The organism is Aquimarina macrocephali, assembly GCF_051627225.1.
GTDB classification, from domain to species: Bacteria; Bacteroidota; Bacteroidia; order Flavobacteriales; family Flavobacteriaceae; genus Aquimarina; species Aquimarina macrocephali.
Window position 1 is genome coordinate 3,272,276 of record NZ_CP151795.1, and the last position, 16,358, is coordinate 3,288,633.

Annotated in this window: 14 protein-coding genes and 1 tRNA gene; 11 read left to right on the forward strand and 4 right to left on the reverse strand. The window is 29.8% G+C overall.

What is annotated here, in order from left to right; all coding sequences use genetic code 11:
* Window positions 1-20 precede the first annotated feature (20 nt).
* Window positions 21-93, forward strand: a tRNA-Gly gene (locus tag AAFU52_RS14090).
* A 150-nt stretch (window positions 94-243) separates the two neighbouring features.
* On the forward strand, window positions 244-1,128 hold the full coding sequence (locus AAFU52_RS14095) for a lysylphosphatidylglycerol synthase transmembrane domain-containing protein (protein WP_438422358.1): 885 nt from the start codon (window positions 244-246) through the stop codon (window positions 1,126-1,128).
* A 2-nt stretch (window positions 1,129-1,130) separates the two neighbouring features.
* Here AAFU52_RS14095 and AAFU52_RS14100 read toward each other — a convergent pair whose 3' ends face one another.
* Window positions 1,131-2,231, reverse strand: coding sequence for a glycosyltransferase family 2 protein (locus tag AAFU52_RS14100; protein ID WP_438422359.1), 1,101 nt, complete (start codon window positions 2,229-2,231; stop codon window positions 1,131-1,133).
* A gap of 18 nt (window positions 2,232-2,249) precedes the next feature.
* Window positions 2,250-4,217, reverse strand: coding sequence for a hypothetical protein (locus AAFU52_RS14105; protein ID WP_438422360.1), 1,968 nt, complete (start codon window positions 4,215-4,217; stop codon window positions 2,250-2,252).
* Between the two features lie 433 nt (window positions 4,218-4,650).
* On the opposite strand from AAFU52_RS14105, the gene AAFU52_RS14110 reads away from it, so the two are divergent.
* Genes AAFU52_RS14110 through AAFU52_RS14140 form a run of 7 tightly spaced genes read left to right on the forward strand, consistent with a single transcriptional unit; the run spans window position 4,651 to window position 12,694 of the window.
* Complete coding sequence (locus AAFU52_RS14110) at window positions 4,651-5,346, forward strand: WbqC family protein (RefSeq protein WP_438422361.1); 696 nt, start codon at window positions 4,651-4,653, stop codon at window positions 5,344-5,346.
* On the forward strand, window positions 5,343-6,272 hold the full coding sequence (locus AAFU52_RS14115) for a glycosyltransferase family 2 protein (protein ID WP_438422362.1): 930 nt from the start codon (window positions 5,343-5,345) through the stop codon (window positions 6,270-6,272). Before AAFU52_RS14110 ends, AAFU52_RS14115 begins: the two co-directional genes overlap by 4 nt.
* The gene (locus AAFU52_RS14120) at window positions 6,253-6,867 is read left to right on the forward strand and encodes a class I SAM-dependent methyltransferase (protein WP_438422363.1); all 615 of its coding nucleotides are present in this window, start codon (window positions 6,253-6,255) and stop codon (window positions 6,865-6,867) included. The genes AAFU52_RS14115 and AAFU52_RS14120 overlap by 20 nt, the downstream gene beginning before the upstream one ends.
* A gap of 7 nt (window positions 6,868-6,874) precedes the next feature.
* Window positions 6,875-7,534 carry an acetyltransferase gene (locus AAFU52_RS14125; RefSeq protein WP_438422364.1) on the forward strand — a complete coding sequence of 220 codons (660 nt, stop codon included), beginning with the start codon at window positions 6,875-6,877 and terminating at the stop codon, window positions 7,532-7,534.
* Between the two features lie 28 nt (window positions 7,535-7,562).
* Window positions 7,563-9,311 (forward strand): hypothetical protein, encoded by a 1,749-nt coding sequence (locus tag AAFU52_RS14130; RefSeq protein WP_438422365.1) that lies wholly within the window; start codon window positions 7,563-7,565, stop codon window positions 9,309-9,311.
* A gap of 21 nt (window positions 9,312-9,332) precedes the next feature.
* Window positions 9,333-10,472 (forward strand): dTDP-4-amino-4,6-dideoxygalactose transaminase, encoded by a 1,140-nt coding sequence (rffA, locus tag AAFU52_RS14135; protein WP_438422366.1) that lies wholly within the window; start codon window positions 9,333-9,335, stop codon window positions 10,470-10,472.
* Window positions 10,469-12,694, forward strand: coding sequence for a tetratricopeptide repeat protein (locus tag AAFU52_RS14140; protein ID WP_438422367.1), 2,226 nt, complete (start codon window positions 10,469-10,471; stop codon window positions 12,692-12,694). The genes rffA and AAFU52_RS14140 overlap by 4 nt, the downstream gene beginning before the upstream one ends.
* Window positions 12,695-12,813: 119 nt before the next feature.
* Here AAFU52_RS14140 and AAFU52_RS14145 read toward each other — a convergent pair whose 3' ends face one another.
* Window positions 12,814-13,728, reverse strand: coding sequence for a glutaminase (locus AAFU52_RS14145; RefSeq protein WP_024769001.1), 915 nt, complete (start codon window positions 13,726-13,728; stop codon window positions 12,814-12,816).
* 10 nt (window positions 13,729-13,738) lie between these two features.
* Window positions 13,739-14,446 (reverse strand): dipeptidase PepE, encoded by a 708-nt coding sequence (pepE, locus tag AAFU52_RS14150; protein WP_438422368.1) that lies wholly within the window; start codon window positions 14,444-14,446, stop codon window positions 13,739-13,741.
* Window positions 14,447-14,548: 102 nt separating this feature from the next.
* On the opposite strand from pepE, the gene AAFU52_RS14155 reads away from it, so the two are divergent.
* Together AAFU52_RS14155 and AAFU52_RS14160 are read left to right on the forward strand one after the other, a co-directional pair.
* Entirely contained in the window at window positions 14,549-15,337 is a 789-nt protein-coding gene (locus AAFU52_RS14155; RefSeq protein ID WP_035090557.1) for a hypothetical protein, read from the forward strand.
* Window positions 15,338-15,438: 101 nt separating this feature from the next.
* Window positions 15,439-16,194 carry a hypothetical protein gene (locus AAFU52_RS14160; protein WP_438422369.1) on the forward strand — a complete coding sequence of 252 codons (756 nt, stop codon included), beginning with the start codon at window positions 15,439-15,441 and terminating at the stop codon, window positions 16,192-16,194.
* Window positions 16,195-16,358 lie beyond the last annotated feature (164 nt).

Here is a 16,358-nt window from a genome sequence, read left to right on the forward strand (position 1 = left end):
TACATTTGTCGCCGCGAAAGGCGGGAGTAGCTCAGTTGGTAGAGCGTCAGCCTTCCAAGCTGAATGTCGCCAGTTCGAACCTGGTCTCCCGCTCTAAGGTTTCATCAGTAATGATGAAACCTTTTTTATTTAATAAATAGTTTTTAAGAATTTTATATTTTTAGAAAGATTCTGCGCTACTGTTTTGTGCTATATGGATATAATATTTTGAAGAAGTTTAGTTTTTGGATAAAATTTTTGGGTGTGATTCTGTTTTGCCTTTTGATATATAAGGTGGGATGGGAAGATACATTAGAGTCTATAAAAAAAGTTTCTATTGCGCATTTGTTAGTAGCGATAGTTATTTTTTGGATTGCTTTTTATCTGAAAAGTGTAAGATGGAAAATCATTTCCAATTCTTTTGGGATACCATTACATAGCTACCAGGCACTTAAGATTTTTTTTATTGGTCTTTTTCTTGCGAATATTACTCCTGGGAAATTAGGCGATTTTGGCAGGTTGTTTTACATAAAGGATCAGTTACCTAATCAGAAGGTTGGATGGTCCAGTCTTATTATGGATCGCATTTTTGATTTGATTTGCTTGGTTTTTTTTAGTTTAATAGCTCTTTTTTATTATCAAATTAATTTTAAGATTTTAAAACCTTCTTCTAATTATTCGTCTGCATTACTATTGGGTATAGTATTAGTAGTGTTGCTTTTTGTCCTTTTTGTGTTTCGAAAGAAAATTAAAAAATATATTAAACCATGGTGGGAAGCTTTTAATTCTCACACCCTTGGTGTTAAAGGAGTTTTATCGGCTCTAAGTATTACTTGTTTTAGTATGGTATTGATATATGGTGTTTTTAATTATATAGCCTGGAGTATGAGTATACCTATTAATCATATAGGTTTGTTTTTAGGAGTCTTCATTTTAGGATTACTAACATTGCTTCCTATTACTGTTTTAGGAATAGGAGTTCGTGAAACTTCGTTAGTCATAATTTTTCAGTTATATGGTCTTCCTTCTCAAGATGCTATCGCATTATCACTTATTATATTTTTATTACAGCTTGTATCTTTTATTCCCGGAGCCATTTGGTTTTATCTTTCACCTATTCAATTAAGTCAATTAAGAGACTTAGAATAGGTTTATTGAGATAACCTTTCATTATCTTGTATATCCATCCACATTGCAAATAGTAAAGATTGAAATCCTGAAATGGTTAAGAAAATGAAAATTATAAGATAATCAGTTGGAGTTTTAGAATCTGGGATGAAAAAGTTTACTAATAAATGATATAGGAAATACATATTGATTATTCCAATAATAAATGAGATCCAATACAATAAAAATAGTGGATGGAAACTTCTAATCAAATATTTGGTATGCAATCGTTTAAAGAAGCAGCGAATTAATAAGAATAATATAGGAAAAGAAACTTTAATAACATTCAATTTTGATTGTTCACCAACACCATAAACAGGTTTTATTTTTACTTCACGAATTGTGCAGAAAGCGATATTGAGTTTTACTAATACATCATTAGGCATTCCATATCTTTTATAAATATTATATAATGGAATTGAATTTAAAGCGTGATTTGACATAGCTGTATATCCGCTTTGAGTATCAGATATCCCCCAATACCCTGAAACCACTTTGGTAAGTATACTTAGTACAGAATTTCCTAAAAAACGAACTCTTGGAATAATAACCCAGGCACTTTTGTGGATTAATCGATTTCCTTTTACATAATCAATTTCTTCTTTTACGACAGGATTGCAAATAGATTCAAGTTCATTTGGGTCCATTTGACCATCACCATTCATTACTACAGCACAGTCAATATCATGATCTTTGCACCACTTGTACCCTGTGGCAACAGCTGCTCCAACTCCTCCGTTTTTTAGGTGCTTAATAACAATAATTTTTTCTTCCTCCGGATTTTTATTTAAAATTTCAATAGGAGGAAATCTTTTTAATTCTTCTATGTTTTTTTGATGCACCTCGATATCAGCTCTATTATATATGGTTGGAACTATTTCTTTTTGAAGATTAGAGGTTAGTTTTAAAGCTGAAGTATTATTTTTTAAATATTTAATAACAACCTCTACTGTTTGGTCTTTGGATACATCATCCACAATAATAATACGGTCAACAAAGTCTGGCATACTGTCAAGAACCATTGTTATTTGAGTAGCTTCATTGTAACAAGGGATTACTACACCTATTGTTTTATTATTAAGCATTATTTATTGTTTTTTTAATTAATTGTTAATGTTGTCTGTTGCCCATTTTAAGTTGTTCTTTGCTAATTCATAATCAGGATTGATCTCCAGTGCTTTTCTACAGGCTTCAGCACCAAGTTCCCATTGCTCCATTTGATTATAAGCCGAACATATGTTGTTATAGGCAAGAGTATTATTAGGGTCTATTTTTAATAATTCTTTGCAAGTTGAAATTACCAATTTATATTTTCCGTCTCTATAATATATAAGACTTAGATTAATATAAGATTTAATATCGGGATTTGTTTTTATTTTTTCTAATAAGGGTTTTATCTCTTTTTCAGAGGTTACAACCTTATTTGAGATTTGTTTTAATAATTCCTTAGATAGAATATGATTTGGACTTTTAACCAATGCTTTTTTTAAATATATCTCAGCTTCATTGTACTTTTTTTGTTCAGAAAGATATCGTGCATAATAAAATTCTGGAGCTGGAGAGCTATTATTTAACTGTATTGCAGATTTAAAATAATGTTCTGCTGTAGAATGCTCTTTTTTTGCTCCATATGCAATACCTAAATTGATGTACAAAATATAATACTTGGGGATTAATTTGTCTGCTTTGTTAAAATATTTTAGCGCGACATCAAATTTACCTTTTTCCATTTGAGTTAGACCATAATTCATTTGCCCTCTTCCATTTTTTGGACTTTTCTTTGTAACATCTAACCATAGTGATTCTTCAGAATTCCATATTTCACTCCTTTGAAATGTACCATATCCATGACCGATAAGGATTATCGATAGTGCAATTGCAATGCCGATAGTATATTTTTTACCTTTTTCAAATACATTATACTTTTTTAGAATAATTAATATTCCCCATGGAACAGCAATAAAGAGACCTATAAAGGGAAAGAACATACGGTGATCATTTGCAGTCTGAAATAGAGGGTTTAAGGAAGTTGGTAATAAGGCAATAAAAAACCAGAAAAGACCAAAAGCAATTGGTCTTAGTTCTTTTTTGAAAGCAGTTTTTACCATTAAAAATAACATTCCTAAAATGATCAATACCCCTAAAAGTATTTTGAAATTGTACCAAGGTTTTATAATAGTGATATCGGGATCTGCACTAAGGTTAATTGGAAGAATAAAATTACCTAGATAATGCATGATTACATAGCATTGGGTGCTAATATATTCAAATCTTGTTACCAAATAATTAGTAGAGTCTGTTGACTCTGGAGTTAAGTAATATTGGTTGAAAACAAAAAGAGAAGTAGTGATAATAGCGGTTGGAGCAATTTTTTTAAATACCTCAATTATTTTCTGTTTAGTATCTGTTTTGAAATCAGTAAGTAATGAATGATTTTCGAAAAGGATAATATAGACGAATAGTATTGGAAAAACCATAACTCCGGTTTGTTTTGTCCAGATACCAATAACCATAGGAATTAAATATAAGTGCCATTTTTTTCCAAAAGGATAAATGTATAAAAGTAAAGAGGCTACGGTACATAAAGAGGAAAAAGAATCAGAGCGAGCACAGATATAATTAATAGTTTCTGCATTGGCAGCATGGAGTGCAAACCAAGCGGTTGCAAAAAGCGCTGTGACTACAATCCATTGATATTTTTCTATGGATTTTTCGTAAATATGTTTAGTTAATCGAAACATTAAAATAATTAGAACCAAAAACCAAAAAAAGATGTGATAATGATAATATTTAGAGTTTAATCCATTTGCCAATGAATAGTCAATAGCATTCATCAATGTAATTACAGGTCTGTATGATCTATTGGCGGGAAGAGAACTAAAAGTATCGGCATTTGAGAAAAAACTCGTCCAGTTGTCTAAACTTCGGATAGATTCATTTTCGGTAATTGTATGATAATCATCAAAAAAAAATGGATTGTCAAAATGATTTAAGTATACTAGTAGAGTAACAAATAGTATGATGACTAAAGATTTAAACTCAAAGCTTTTTGAAGTAAAATTTCTAAACATATACCTATTGGATTATATGAAATTAGGGTACAATTATTTTAGTCATAATTCCTTAATTCAGAATTAATTATTACTAATTTAAATTAAGGAATTATGACTAAATATAATAGTTTTATATTGTTTTTGTTATTGGAGAAATAAATTTTTCGAAAATTTAAAAATTAAAGAAATGTAAATGTTTTGTTATTAATGTGTTAAAGAGAAGTAATACTTTCATTTTTGTAATCTATAATTATGAATGTAGTGATAGAAAATTAATAGTATTATATTTGGACGTTAAATAATGAATAACTTGTTTTACCTTTTTAATGCGCTAAGAAAAAGAGTTGGTTTTGAAAGAAATATACTAATGATAAAAATTCTTGTAAGCCAAATTTTCCTGCATTAAATTCTTCGAAAAAACAATATATGTATAGTATTTAAATTATAATATTTGAAAAAAAAAATAGCAATATCTCAATCAAATTATATTCCCTGGAAAGGGTATTTTGACATGATCAATATGGTTGATGTATTTGTGTTATATGATGAAGTTCAATACACAAAAAATGATTGGCGGAATCGAAATATTTTAAAAACTAATAAAGGGTTAGAATGGATTACTATTCCTGTTAAACAAAATAATCTTGATCAGAGAGTTGATGAAACCAAAGTTTTTTTACCCAAATGGAATGTAAAGCATTGGAAAACCTTACAGGCCGTATACGGGAAAGCTCCCTTTTTTAGAAAATACAGAGAGCGGTTTGAAAAATTATATTTAGAAATAGATACTTTATTGCTTAGTGAAATCAACAAGAAGTTTATTCATGAAATTTGTGATATTTTAAATATTAAGACCCCTATAATTAGTAGTACAGAACTTTCTCTTGTTGGAGATGCTAATGAAAGGTTAATCGACGCTTGTATAAAATTAGAAGCAAAAACTTATGTTTCAGGTCCCACAGCAAAGACTTATATTAAAGATGCTCTTTTTCATGAAAACTCGATAGAGATAGAATGGATAGATTATTCTGGTTACAAAGAATATAATCAAACGTCAACTCCTTTTGAACATGGAGTAAGTGTTTTGGACTTAATTTTTAATGAAGGTGAAAATGCAAATTCATTTTTGAAAAGTTTTAATTCATGAAGTTATCAATCGTCACCACTCTGTATAAATCTGAACGCTTTGTTAAAGAGTTTTATGAAAGAGTACAAAAAGTTGCACAGAAACTTACAGAAGATTATGAGATTGTATTTGTAAATGATGGTTCTCCTGATCATTCTAATCTAGAGGTTTTAGAAATTAGAAATTCTGATTCAAAAGTTAAACTTATAGAGTTGTCCAGAAATTTTGGACATCATAAAGCTGTAATGACAGGATTAAGGTATGCTACTGGAGATTATGTGTTTTTGCTAGATTCTGATTTAGAAGAAGAACCAGAGCTACTTACCATTTTTTATAAAGAAATGAGTGAACAAAATGTTGATGTGGTATTCGGAGTACAAAAAACCAGAAAAGGTGGGTTTGTAGAACGAATAACAGGAAAGATATTTTATAAAATATTCAATAACCTTGCAGATGTACCTATTGAGGAAAACATTTTGATGGCTAGATTAATGAATAAACAATATATAGAAGCCTTAAAGAATTTTTCTGAGAGAGAGTTATTTCTTGGAGGCGTTTTTGCACTAGTTGGATATACCCAGTTGCCTGTTGAAGTCAAAAAACTTGGAAAAGGAACATCAACTTACAGTACCAGAAGGAAACTTGCATTATTAGTTAATGCAATTACTTCTTCGACTAAAAATTTGTTGATTTATGTCTTTTATCTGGGTTTAATTATTAGTTTTTCATCCTTTGTGTTTACCATGTATTATTTAATATCCAATTTATTTTATAAGGATTACTTAGGTGGTTGGACATCTCTCATCTTGTCTATTTGGTTTTTGAGTGGTCTAATTATTTTAAGTGTTGGTATATTAGGAATTTATTTGTCTAAAATTTTTGAAGAAACTAAACAACGGCCGTTAACCATTATTAAAAAAATTTACGATGAAACCAATACCAAATGAAAAGAAAATAGTTGATTACTATCAAAAGCAAGTAGAAGAATATGGATTTGGAGCTAAAGGAATGGATTGGAAAAATGAGGAGACTCAGAATTTGAGATTTGAAATAATTAATAGATATATAGATTTTTTTAATAAGCCTTCTGTTCTTGATGTCGGATGTGGCGGTGGTGGATATTTGGAGTATTGTAAAAAAAAAGAACTTGATTTTATATATAAAGGAATTGATATAGTTCCTGATATGATTGATCAGGTTAATAGTATTTATGGTAATGATAAAGCTCAACTAACAAATGTTGAAAACGTTTCCGAAAATTTTGATTATGTTATAGCTTCTGGTACATATAATGCAAAACTAGATTCAAAAACGAACGATTGGGAAATCTATGTTTTTGAATCAATCGAAAATATGTTTAAGATTAGTAATAAGAAAGTTATTTTAAATCTAATGACACCTCATGTAGATTATGAATATGATCGATTGTATTATCCCGATTTAAGTAAGTTAACCTCTTTTATAGTTGAAAAAATGACAAGAAATTTTATTATTGACCATTCTTATGATCTTTATGAATTAACGCTTGTGATACATAAATAATCGCTTTATGAAGTCTGTTGTTATTGTTGGAACTGGTGATTATGCCGAAATGGCATATCAATATTTAAAAAGAGATAATTATAATAAAGTTATTGCCTTTTCTGTAGAGAAAAAATTTAAAACTGTAAATAAATTTTGTGATCTACCAGTTGTTGATTTTGAAGAGATAACCAATTTTTTTCCAGCTCAAACACACGAATTATTAATTGCAATCGGGCCAAATAAAGTGAATACGGTAAGAGAACGTTTGTATCTTGAGGCAAAAGATCTAGGCTATAATTTTGTTACATATATTAGTCCAAGAGCAAATATTTGGGATTCAAAAATGGTAGGAGAAAATAGTTTTATTTTTGATGGTTGTGTAATAGAACCTGGTGCCAAAATAGGTGTTAATACCGTTTTGTGGTCTGGAACTGTAGTCGCTCACCATTCTACAATTGGAGATCATTGTTTTTTAGCACCGTCGGTTGCTGTTTCAGGAAAAATAACAATTAAGAATAATTGTTTTATAGGAATAAATGCTACAATCAGGGATCACGTAACAATTGAAGAACATTGTATTATCGGATGTGGAGCAGTGATTAAAAAGAATACTATAAAAAATGGCGTATATTCTACCAAGGGAACAGACTTATTACGTGTTGATAGTATAGAAACTCAAATATAAACCATTTTAATAATTAAAATTGTGCAGTATGGCTGCTATATTTACTAAAAAAATTTCTGCAAAAGGTTTGGCTATTTTTAGAATAGCATACTGTCTTAATTTTTTGTTTGAAATCATCGAAATATTTAATCATCGTCAGCTTTATTTTGATAGATTGCCATATATCGATGTTCATTTTCCTGATACCAAGTTGTTGATGTTGTTATGGATGACAGTTCTTGTTTTTATGATTATTGGGTTATATACAAGAACAGTAACAATCATTAATTATTTGTTTACGCTGATATTTATTTCTAGTATGACTAATTATTCCTATCATATGTTTTATGTGTATATAGGAATCAATTTCCTACTTATATTTTTACCTATAAGTAGATTTTTATCGATCGATATAGTACTCAAGAAATTAAAATATTTAAATCAAGGTTTAATATACGTTCCTTCTAAAGTGTCAAAAATCAATTATTTACTACCTGTTTTTATGGGACTAGGAATAGTTTATCTTGATTCTGTTATCTTCTATAAGATGCAATCTCCAATGTGGCTTGGGGGGTTAGGGATGTGGTTACCGTCTTCACTTCCTCACGTTTCTATTGCAGATACTCAATGGATACTTAACCAAGAATTCTTGATCAAGTTTCTATCTCATTTGACAATAGTATTTGAGTTTCTGTTTGTTTTTATTTTTTGGAATAAAAAATTTAGAATACCATTATTGATTATTGGCCTTGGTTTGCATCTAGGAATATATATAGAATATCCAATACCTTATTTTGCTTTTGGTTGTATTTCTATTTATTTTCTTATGGTTCCGGTTTCATGGTGGGATAGAATTTGGAGGAAAATAACGTCTAAAAAAGAAAGCCTTGTTATTTATTATGATGATTCTAATTTACCCTCTCATAAATTGAAATTGATAATTCAAAGCTTAGATATTCTTAATCGTATAAAATTTGTCAATCATGTTTATGATAAGGAATCAACAAGCGAATCTTCAGAAATAGGAAAAGGAAAAACATATGGGGTAGATGTAAATAATGTAAGTTATACAGGGAAAAATCTACTTGAGAAAATCGTAAAAGCTTCTCCTATGTGTTATCCCGTATTACTTCTTAATAAAATAAATTTATATAAAAATACTTTTGACACGAATTCAAATTCTGTTGTCAATAAAATAGAATTATTAAAATTTATTCAAGATGATAATCCACGTAGTTACAACAGAAACAGAATAAGAAATGGTATACTGGTATCATTTTTTTTCTTGTCAATTATTTCACAAGTGCAAGTGCATTATAGTTTTTTTGGCTCTAGTAGTGTTACACATTTTGTAGATAAATCTTTAGTGAAATATTTTGGAATATGTAAACATCCAGTATTTATGGATAATCATTTTAGAGGATATCATCAAGTATATGGTTTGAAATACAAAGATAGTTTTTTACCTATTTTAGATGAAAAAGGCATGCCAGGAGATTATTTGAAAGGAGGTACATATGTAAATTGGATGTGGGTTGTAAATGCACCTAATATTAAAGAGAATGCATATTCTTTGAAAAAAGGTTTTGTAGATTATACTTCCTTTTGGTCATATCGTAATGCTATTGATTTGACGCAAAAGCAAGAGTTTGAAATTGTAAAAAAAAGAATTAAAGTATCTTTTAAGTGGGAAAGAGATTTATTGCATAAAAATATAGACTCTCCTTGGGAGAAAGCAGGTGTGTTAATATGGGAAAATAAAACACCACAGCTTTTTTGGAACTCTAATGCTAAATAATTAATAATAGGACAAGATGCTATGATACCTTTTAATAAACCTTACATGACTGGTGATGAATTGTATTATATTAAGGATGCAGTGAATCGAGGTAAAATCTCAGGTAATGGATATTACACTCAAAAATGTCATAATTTTTTTAAAAAAACGGTTGGTTTTAGGAATTGTTTGCTAACCTCTTCTTGTACTGATGCTTTGGAGATGGCTGCAATTTTGATTGATATTAAACCTGGTGATGAGGTAATTATGCCTTCCTATACATTTGTGTCTACTGCTAATGCTTTTGTTTTACGTGGTGCCAAAATTGTTTTTGCAGATAGTTATACTAATAATCCAAATATAGATGCTAATTCTTTGAAAAAGCTAATTACTCCTAAAACGAAAGCTATTGTAGTTGTTCATTATGCAGGAGTTGCTTGTGATATGGATTCGATTATGGATTTTGCAAAAAAAAATAATTTATTTGTAATAGAAGATGCAGCGCAGGCTATAGATTCATATTATAAAGATAAGCCTTTGGGGAGTATTGGTCATTTAGCTACGTTTTCTTTTCATGAAACCAAAAATATAATTTCAGGAGAAGGAGGGATGTTGGTTATTAATGATGAGCGCTTCGATAAGAGAGCAGAGATTATTTGGGAAAAAGGCACGAATCGCTCAGCTTTTTTTAGAGGAGAAGTAGATAAATATTCTTGGGTTGATGTAGGTTCTTCTTTTTTACCTTCAGATGTTACTGCTGCTTTTTTGTTTGCACAATTAGAAAACCTGCAAAAAATTCAATCTAGACGAAAGGTTTTATGGAATAATTATTATAATGGTTTAAAACAGCTTGAGAGTGAAGGTTTATTAAAATTACCTGAAATCCCTAGTTATGCTACTTCAAATGGCCATCTCTTTTATTTAGTTTGTAAAAACATAGAAGAAAGAAGTCAATTAATATCGTTTTTAAAGGATAATGATGTTTTTTCTGTTTTTCATTATGTGTCACTTCATAAAAGCCCTTTCTATATCGAAAAAAACACAAATGTAGAACTTAAGAATTGCGATACTTTTGCAAATCAATTATTAAGATTGCCATTGTTTTATGATTTACATATGGAAGATCAAAACAAAATTATTAATTTGATAAAAAGTTTTTTTCAAAAAAACCAATCTCTATGAAATTGAATTTTGTTCCAAAAAGCATTTATCGTAATGGATTTATTGTAGTTGCAGTTTTAATAGGTTACACGATGGCTTTTTTGAGTCAAGATTATGGGCCTTTAGAAGATACTAAAATTCATCAAGATCATGGAACTCGAATTCTTAATTACTTTAAAGGAATAGATGAAATTGCAACTTTAAGCCCAATTAATGATCAAGGAAATTATTATGATGTCAACAAAAATATTGATGGAGAGTACCATGGAATGAATGGTTTTGGAGGCTTTTTTGATTTATTGTCAAATTTTTTACATCAATTTTTTAGCTTTATAGGAGTATATGAATTTAAAAATTTTTTAAATTCTATTTTTGGTTTTTTACTCTTTTTGTTTTGCGGTTTATTAGGAAAAGAGCTAGGAGGCTGGAAAGTCGGGTTGTTTACATTATTATTTGTAGTGTTAACTCCTGTAATGTTTGGATATTCGATGAATAATCCAAAAGACATTCCTGCTGCTGCATTTTATATGTTTTCTCTGTTTCATATTGTCAAGTTATTAAAAGAACTTCCTAGAATATCTATTAAAAGATCTTTTTTATTAATCCTCAATATCTCCATTCTAATTAATATTAGAATAATTGGTCTAATTGTTATTGGGTATGTTTTATTGGCAGTTTTACTATGGTGGTTACTTGAGAATTATAAATCAAATTTCAAAAAAATTATAGTAAAAGATACTTTGCTATTAGCTGGTAAATCTGTTGGAGTATGTGTGCTTGCGTATTTGGCCGTGAGTATTTTTTGGCCATATGCACAAACCAACCCTATAAAAGTTCCTTTTGAAATGTTATTTAAAACGAGCGAGTTTAGAGGTTTTGAAAACTTACAAATATTTGAAGGGAATTGGCAGAGCAGTTTTAATGTGCCTTGGTATTTTGCAATTAAAAACTTGTTTATTATTACAATGCCATTACATGCATTTATTGGTTTTTTTCTGATACCCTTACTTTATTATAAGAATACCAATAAGAATATACTATATATATCTATAGTGTTGTTTACTACTGTATTCCCGATGTTACTAGTTATTTTTGGTAAGCCCAATAGTCATGATGGTTCAAGGCAATTTATGTTTTCAGTACTACCCATCGTTGTACTAAGTGCATTATCATGGAGTAGATTAATTCAATTGATAAAAATAAAAAATGTAAAGCTAGCAATCTATGGAATTCTTTTCTTGTTGTTATTGCAACCATTACGGTTTATGATACAATATCACCCAATGCAAGCATTATATTTTAGTCCAATTATTGGTGGCGTAGGAGGAGCGTATGGAAATTATGAGATAGATTATTATGGTGTAGCAATTAAACCTGCATTAGACTGGCTAGAAAAAAATGTTGGAGATAAAAATAATCCTCCTCGGGTACGAATGTATTATGGAAGTCAAACTAAAGTAACTTACCATCTCGATAAAAGTCCAAATTTAAAATATGCATTAGTAAAACGAGATTCTCCAGATTGGGATTATTCTATAGTTATGTTGGCAGAAGGCAAGTATAATAAAGATGTAAAAAGTGCAAATTGGTCTCCCGAAAACACAGTGCATGAAATTGAAATTGATGATGCACCAATCTGCTATATAATAAAAAACCCGTATAAAGTAGGTAAACATCTATTAGAAGTAGAACAAAAAGTGGCTAAAGCACCTTCGGTAAACGGATATATAGAATTAAGCTTGCTGTACTATAAAAAGAAAGATTATTTTAAAAGTATTGAAGCTTCAAAAAAGGTTATTTCTTTAGATCCTAATAATAATATCGCTTATAATAATCTATGTTCTGCATATAATAATTTATTAATGTATGATGAAGCTAAAATATCCTGTGAAAAATCTTTGATGATTAAACCTCATACGTCTTTAACTAAAAATAATCTTAGTGTATCTTTTAAAGGTATTGATAGAAGAGAAAATCGAAAACTAACTCCAGAAGAATACCTTAATCTTAGCTATAATTATTACAAATTGGGGTATTTCGAGAAGTGTATAGAAGTTAGTAAAGAATTGTTAGAAGCAGAACCTAATAGTGTAGTAGCATATAATAATATATGTTCATCATATATTGCCTTAGGTAATTATGAAAAAGCAAAAGAAGCTTGTAACAAAGCTTTAGAAATAAATCCTGATTATCAATTAGCAAAGAATAATTTAAAATGGGCAGAAAGTAAATTAAACCCATAGTTTTTTAAAGATTAGAAGTAAAAAAAGAATGTTTTTTTATACTACATTTTTTATCTGAAATTTTGTATTTATTTAAAATTTAATTTACCAGTGAGCCTTACCATTAGAAGATTATACTATTAAAAAATAGATAACCCGGTTAGGGTAGTTAATCGTTCTAAGGTATGCATCCCCAGTTCTGAGTTTCCTTTGGGGTTTAATGGGGGACTCCATACCGTTACAGTATACTGCCCGGGGTGTACTGCTACAATTCCTCCGCCAACACCACTTTTTCCAGGTAAACCTACTCTATAACTAAACTCACCGGCTTCATCATAAAAACCACAAGTCTGCATTATCGCATTAATACGTTTAACCTTTCTGGATGATAAGATTTGTTCATTGTCGAATAATCGTTTTCCGCCGTTGGCGTATATCATAAATGCAGTAGATAGCTCTTTACAAGACATTTCTATAGAACACTGGTAGATATAGAAATCAAGGACGGTTTCGATATCATTTTTAATATTGCCAAAAGATTTCATTAGATTTAATACTGCTGCATTACGGTAACTATGTTTTTTTTCGGATTGAAAAACTTTTGGATTGATATCAATATCAGCATTGCCTGTGATCTTATGTATAAAATTGAGAAAATCTTTTTTTGGATCCTTTAATAACGATATTAAAACATCACATATCACAAGAGCGCCTGCATTAATGAATGGGTTCCTGGGAACCCCATTTTCATATTCTAATTGCACTAAAGAATTAAACGGATCTCCAGAAGGCTCGACATCCACACGTTTAAATAATTCATCATCTAATAATGACATGGCCATAGTTAAAGCAAATACTTTTGATATACTTTGAATAGAAAATCGTTCATTATGATCTCCAAAGTTATAATGACCAGAATTAATGCAATGCAGATGCATCCCAAATTTATCAGGTTTAATTTTTGCTAATTCAGGAATGTATGAAGCTACTTTTCCTGTATAAGATATAGACGATAGCTCAGATCTTATTTCGTTAAGTATTTGTTGGTAATCCACAGTATGATTATTAGTTTAATCCAGATAATGAGCTGCCTGTTTCTATTTCGTAGGGCTCTTTACCTTTTTCAAAAATTCTAGCGCTTAAGCTACCTTCCAGAGTTATTTTATTGTTATAGACTTTCAGCCAACTTCCTTCTCGTATGCCCACTACAGGTTGTGGGTTTAAATTATGAAACTCTTTGATTCGAGTTTCTCGGGTTTCTCCTTTATGTGTCGAATTAAGGTCAGGGTCAAGATAATGTGGATTAATATTAAATGGTACGATACCCAATGTAGCAAAGTTTGGAGGGTAAACAATAGGCATATCATTTGTAGTTTTCATATTAAGACCACAAATATTACTTCCTGCACTTGTTCCCAAATAAGGTACTCCAGAAAGAACAGCTTCTTTTAATGGTTCTATAACTCCATTTCGGTATAATTGATCGACCAATAGAAATGTATTTCCGCCTCCGGTATAGATACCTTTAGCATTTTTTATAGCTTCTTTAGGATTAGGGAACATGTGTATGCTAACTATTCTCTTATTTATTTTTTTAAAAATATTATTAATGCCGATAGTATATTCATCATGAGAAATTCCTCCCGGACGAGCATATGGTATAAAAAGAATTTCCTCAATACCTGAGTATAAGTCTAGTAAGGTGTCTTGTAAATATGCCAAAGCTTCACTTCCGTGAAGTGTAGATGTACTTGCAATTATACAGTTTGTCATTAGATTTTTTTTATAAAAGTAGTTTAACGTTTTCTTATCTAGAAATCTTCTGTGAAAATAAAAAAATGTAGTATCTTAAAAAATAAATTAACCTCGTTTGTTATGAAGATAAAGTTATCTGTTCTTTTTGTTTGTTTTATAATTAGTACCTCTATTGCCCAAATTACCTCAAGAGTTATGATCAATGGAAAAATTAGTGCGCCCATTGGAGATGATGTAGAAGGTGTAGTAGTTTATAATCGCAGTACCAATAAAGGTACAATTACGACCAAAGATGGAAAATTTAAAATAGGCGCTGGAATTAATGACCGGATAGAAGTTGTAGCTATGCAATATCAGAATTTTGTGATACTGGTAGATAAAGGGATTGTAGATACTAAAAGATTAAACGTTTTTCTTAACGAATCTGTAAACCAATTAGAAGAAGTTGTGGTAACCCCTTATGACTTAGTAGGAAATGTATCTGTAGATGTAAAAAAAATAGGATTTAGTCAAAGTGGGATAGGAGATGTAGCAGAAGAGACGTCTTCGAGAATTAATGATACCGATTATGATTTTAGACCAGATGAGTTATCTCCGTTAGAAAATAAAGTGTTCTTAGAAGATAGAATGATTAATGGGTTAAATTTTGTTAACCTTTTTAAGTTGGTTTATAATACTAAGAAAACCTCTAAAAAGAAAAAACACTCTTCTGATATTGATGTTAAGGTTAGAGATTTATATAATGATGAGTTTTTTAAAGATTATCTGGCAGTAGAAATAGATCAAATTAATGATTTTATCTTTTTTGCTGAAGAAAATGGCTTAAACACAAAGTACTTTGAATCAGGAAAGGAACTGGATCTTTTGCAATTTTTAGCATATCAAAGTAAGCTTTATCATAAGAAATAGGTGAGGCTAAATAGGCTTTTGTAATTTTATTGTAGTTATATCGTCTTTGGTAGAGAAGATCTTTATATGGGATAACGAAGATCATTCCTGATGATATTTATATGATAAAACTTATACCATTTCTACTCTTTATTATTTCATTGCAAACTTTTGGTCAATCTGAAAAACTTCAAGGAAAAATCGTTGCCGATTCCCTACAAGGATATGCTATTAATATTGTAAATTTTACTAAAGAAATTGGGACAACAAATGATGAGCAGGGATTTTTTGAAATACCTGCAAGTCCTGGAGATTCGATTGTTTTTTCTTCTGTTCAATATCAAATACAATCAATTATAGTTAAGCAGGATCAGCTTGAGGACAAAAAGATTACAATTGTATTATACCCTATAGTGCAACAATTAGAACAAGTGAAGATAAGTACTACAGATCTTTCTGGTAACCTCGATAAAGATGTAGGTGTTGTAGAATTACAATCTTTTGTAGATAATAAAACATTAGGTCTTCCATTTAGCGATAAACCACAGCCAACAAAAGCCGAAAGAAGAATCTATACAGCAAGAAGTGGGATAATTGATAGACCCATTAATTATCTAAGCGGAAAATTAAAAAAACTAAAGAGAATCAAAGCATTAGAAGATCTTGATGCAGTAGTACAAAGAGGAGAAACGACTTTTAATACTACCTTCTTTGTAGAAGCACTACAATTACCAGAAGATTTAATAACAGATTTTATGTATTACTGCGCAAAAGATGAATATTTTAAAAACCTTCTTGAGAACTCTAAAAGGTTAACACTGTTAGAGTTTTTTCAGACAAAGGCAAAATCTTATAAAGAACACAAAGAGCTGGATTAGTTACTTTTTGTTATGGCCTAAAGTTTGATTTCTAAAAAATTATATGAATGCAACATGATTGGATATAGTTTGTCTTTAATAGTGAATTTTAACAACTATAAGTGCAGAAAAAATATTTAACTATAATTTTATTTCATTTCTTCTTTCTTTCTGTTTTCTGCCAA

Coding starts and splice junctions, on each gene's coding strand:
- AAFU52_RS14115 (WP_438422362.1), top strand. CDS start 5,343: ATGAAGTTATCAATCGTCACCACTCTGTATAAATCTGAACGCTTTGTT.
- AAFU52_RS14100 (WP_438422359.1), bottom strand. CDS start 2,231: ATGCTTAATAATAAAACAATAGGTGTAGTAATCCCTTGTTACAATGAA.
- AAFU52_RS14105 (WP_438422360.1), bottom strand. CDS start 4,217: ATGTTTAGAAATTTTACTTCAAAAAGCTTTGAGTTTAAATCTTTAGTC.
- AAFU52_RS14130 (WP_438422365.1), top strand. CDS start 7,563: ATGGCTGCTATATTTACTAAAAAAATTTCTGCAAAAGGTTTGGCTATT.
- AAFU52_RS14140 (WP_438422367.1), top strand. CDS start 10,469: ATGAAATTGAATTTTGTTCCAAAAAGCATTTATCGTAATGGATTTATT.
- AAFU52_RS14120 (WP_438422363.1), top strand. CDS start 6,253: ATGAAACCAATACCAAATGAAAAGAAAATAGTTGATTACTATCAAAAG.
- rffA (WP_438422366.1), top strand. CDS start 9,333: ATGATACCTTTTAATAAACCTTACATGACTGGTGATGAATTGTATTAT.
- pepE (WP_438422368.1), bottom strand. CDS start 14,446: ATGACAAACTGTATAATTGCAAGTACATCTACACTTCACGGAAGTGAA.
- AAFU52_RS14155 (WP_035090557.1), top strand. CDS start 14,549: ATGAAGATAAAGTTATCTGTTCTTTTTGTTTGTTTTATAATTAGTACC.
- AAFU52_RS14160 (WP_438422369.1), top strand. CDS start 15,439: ATGATAAAACTTATACCATTTCTACTCTTTATTATTTCATTGCAAACT.
- AAFU52_RS14125 (WP_438422364.1), top strand. CDS start 6,875: ATGAAGTCTGTTGTTATTGTTGGAACTGGTGATTATGCCGAAATGGCA.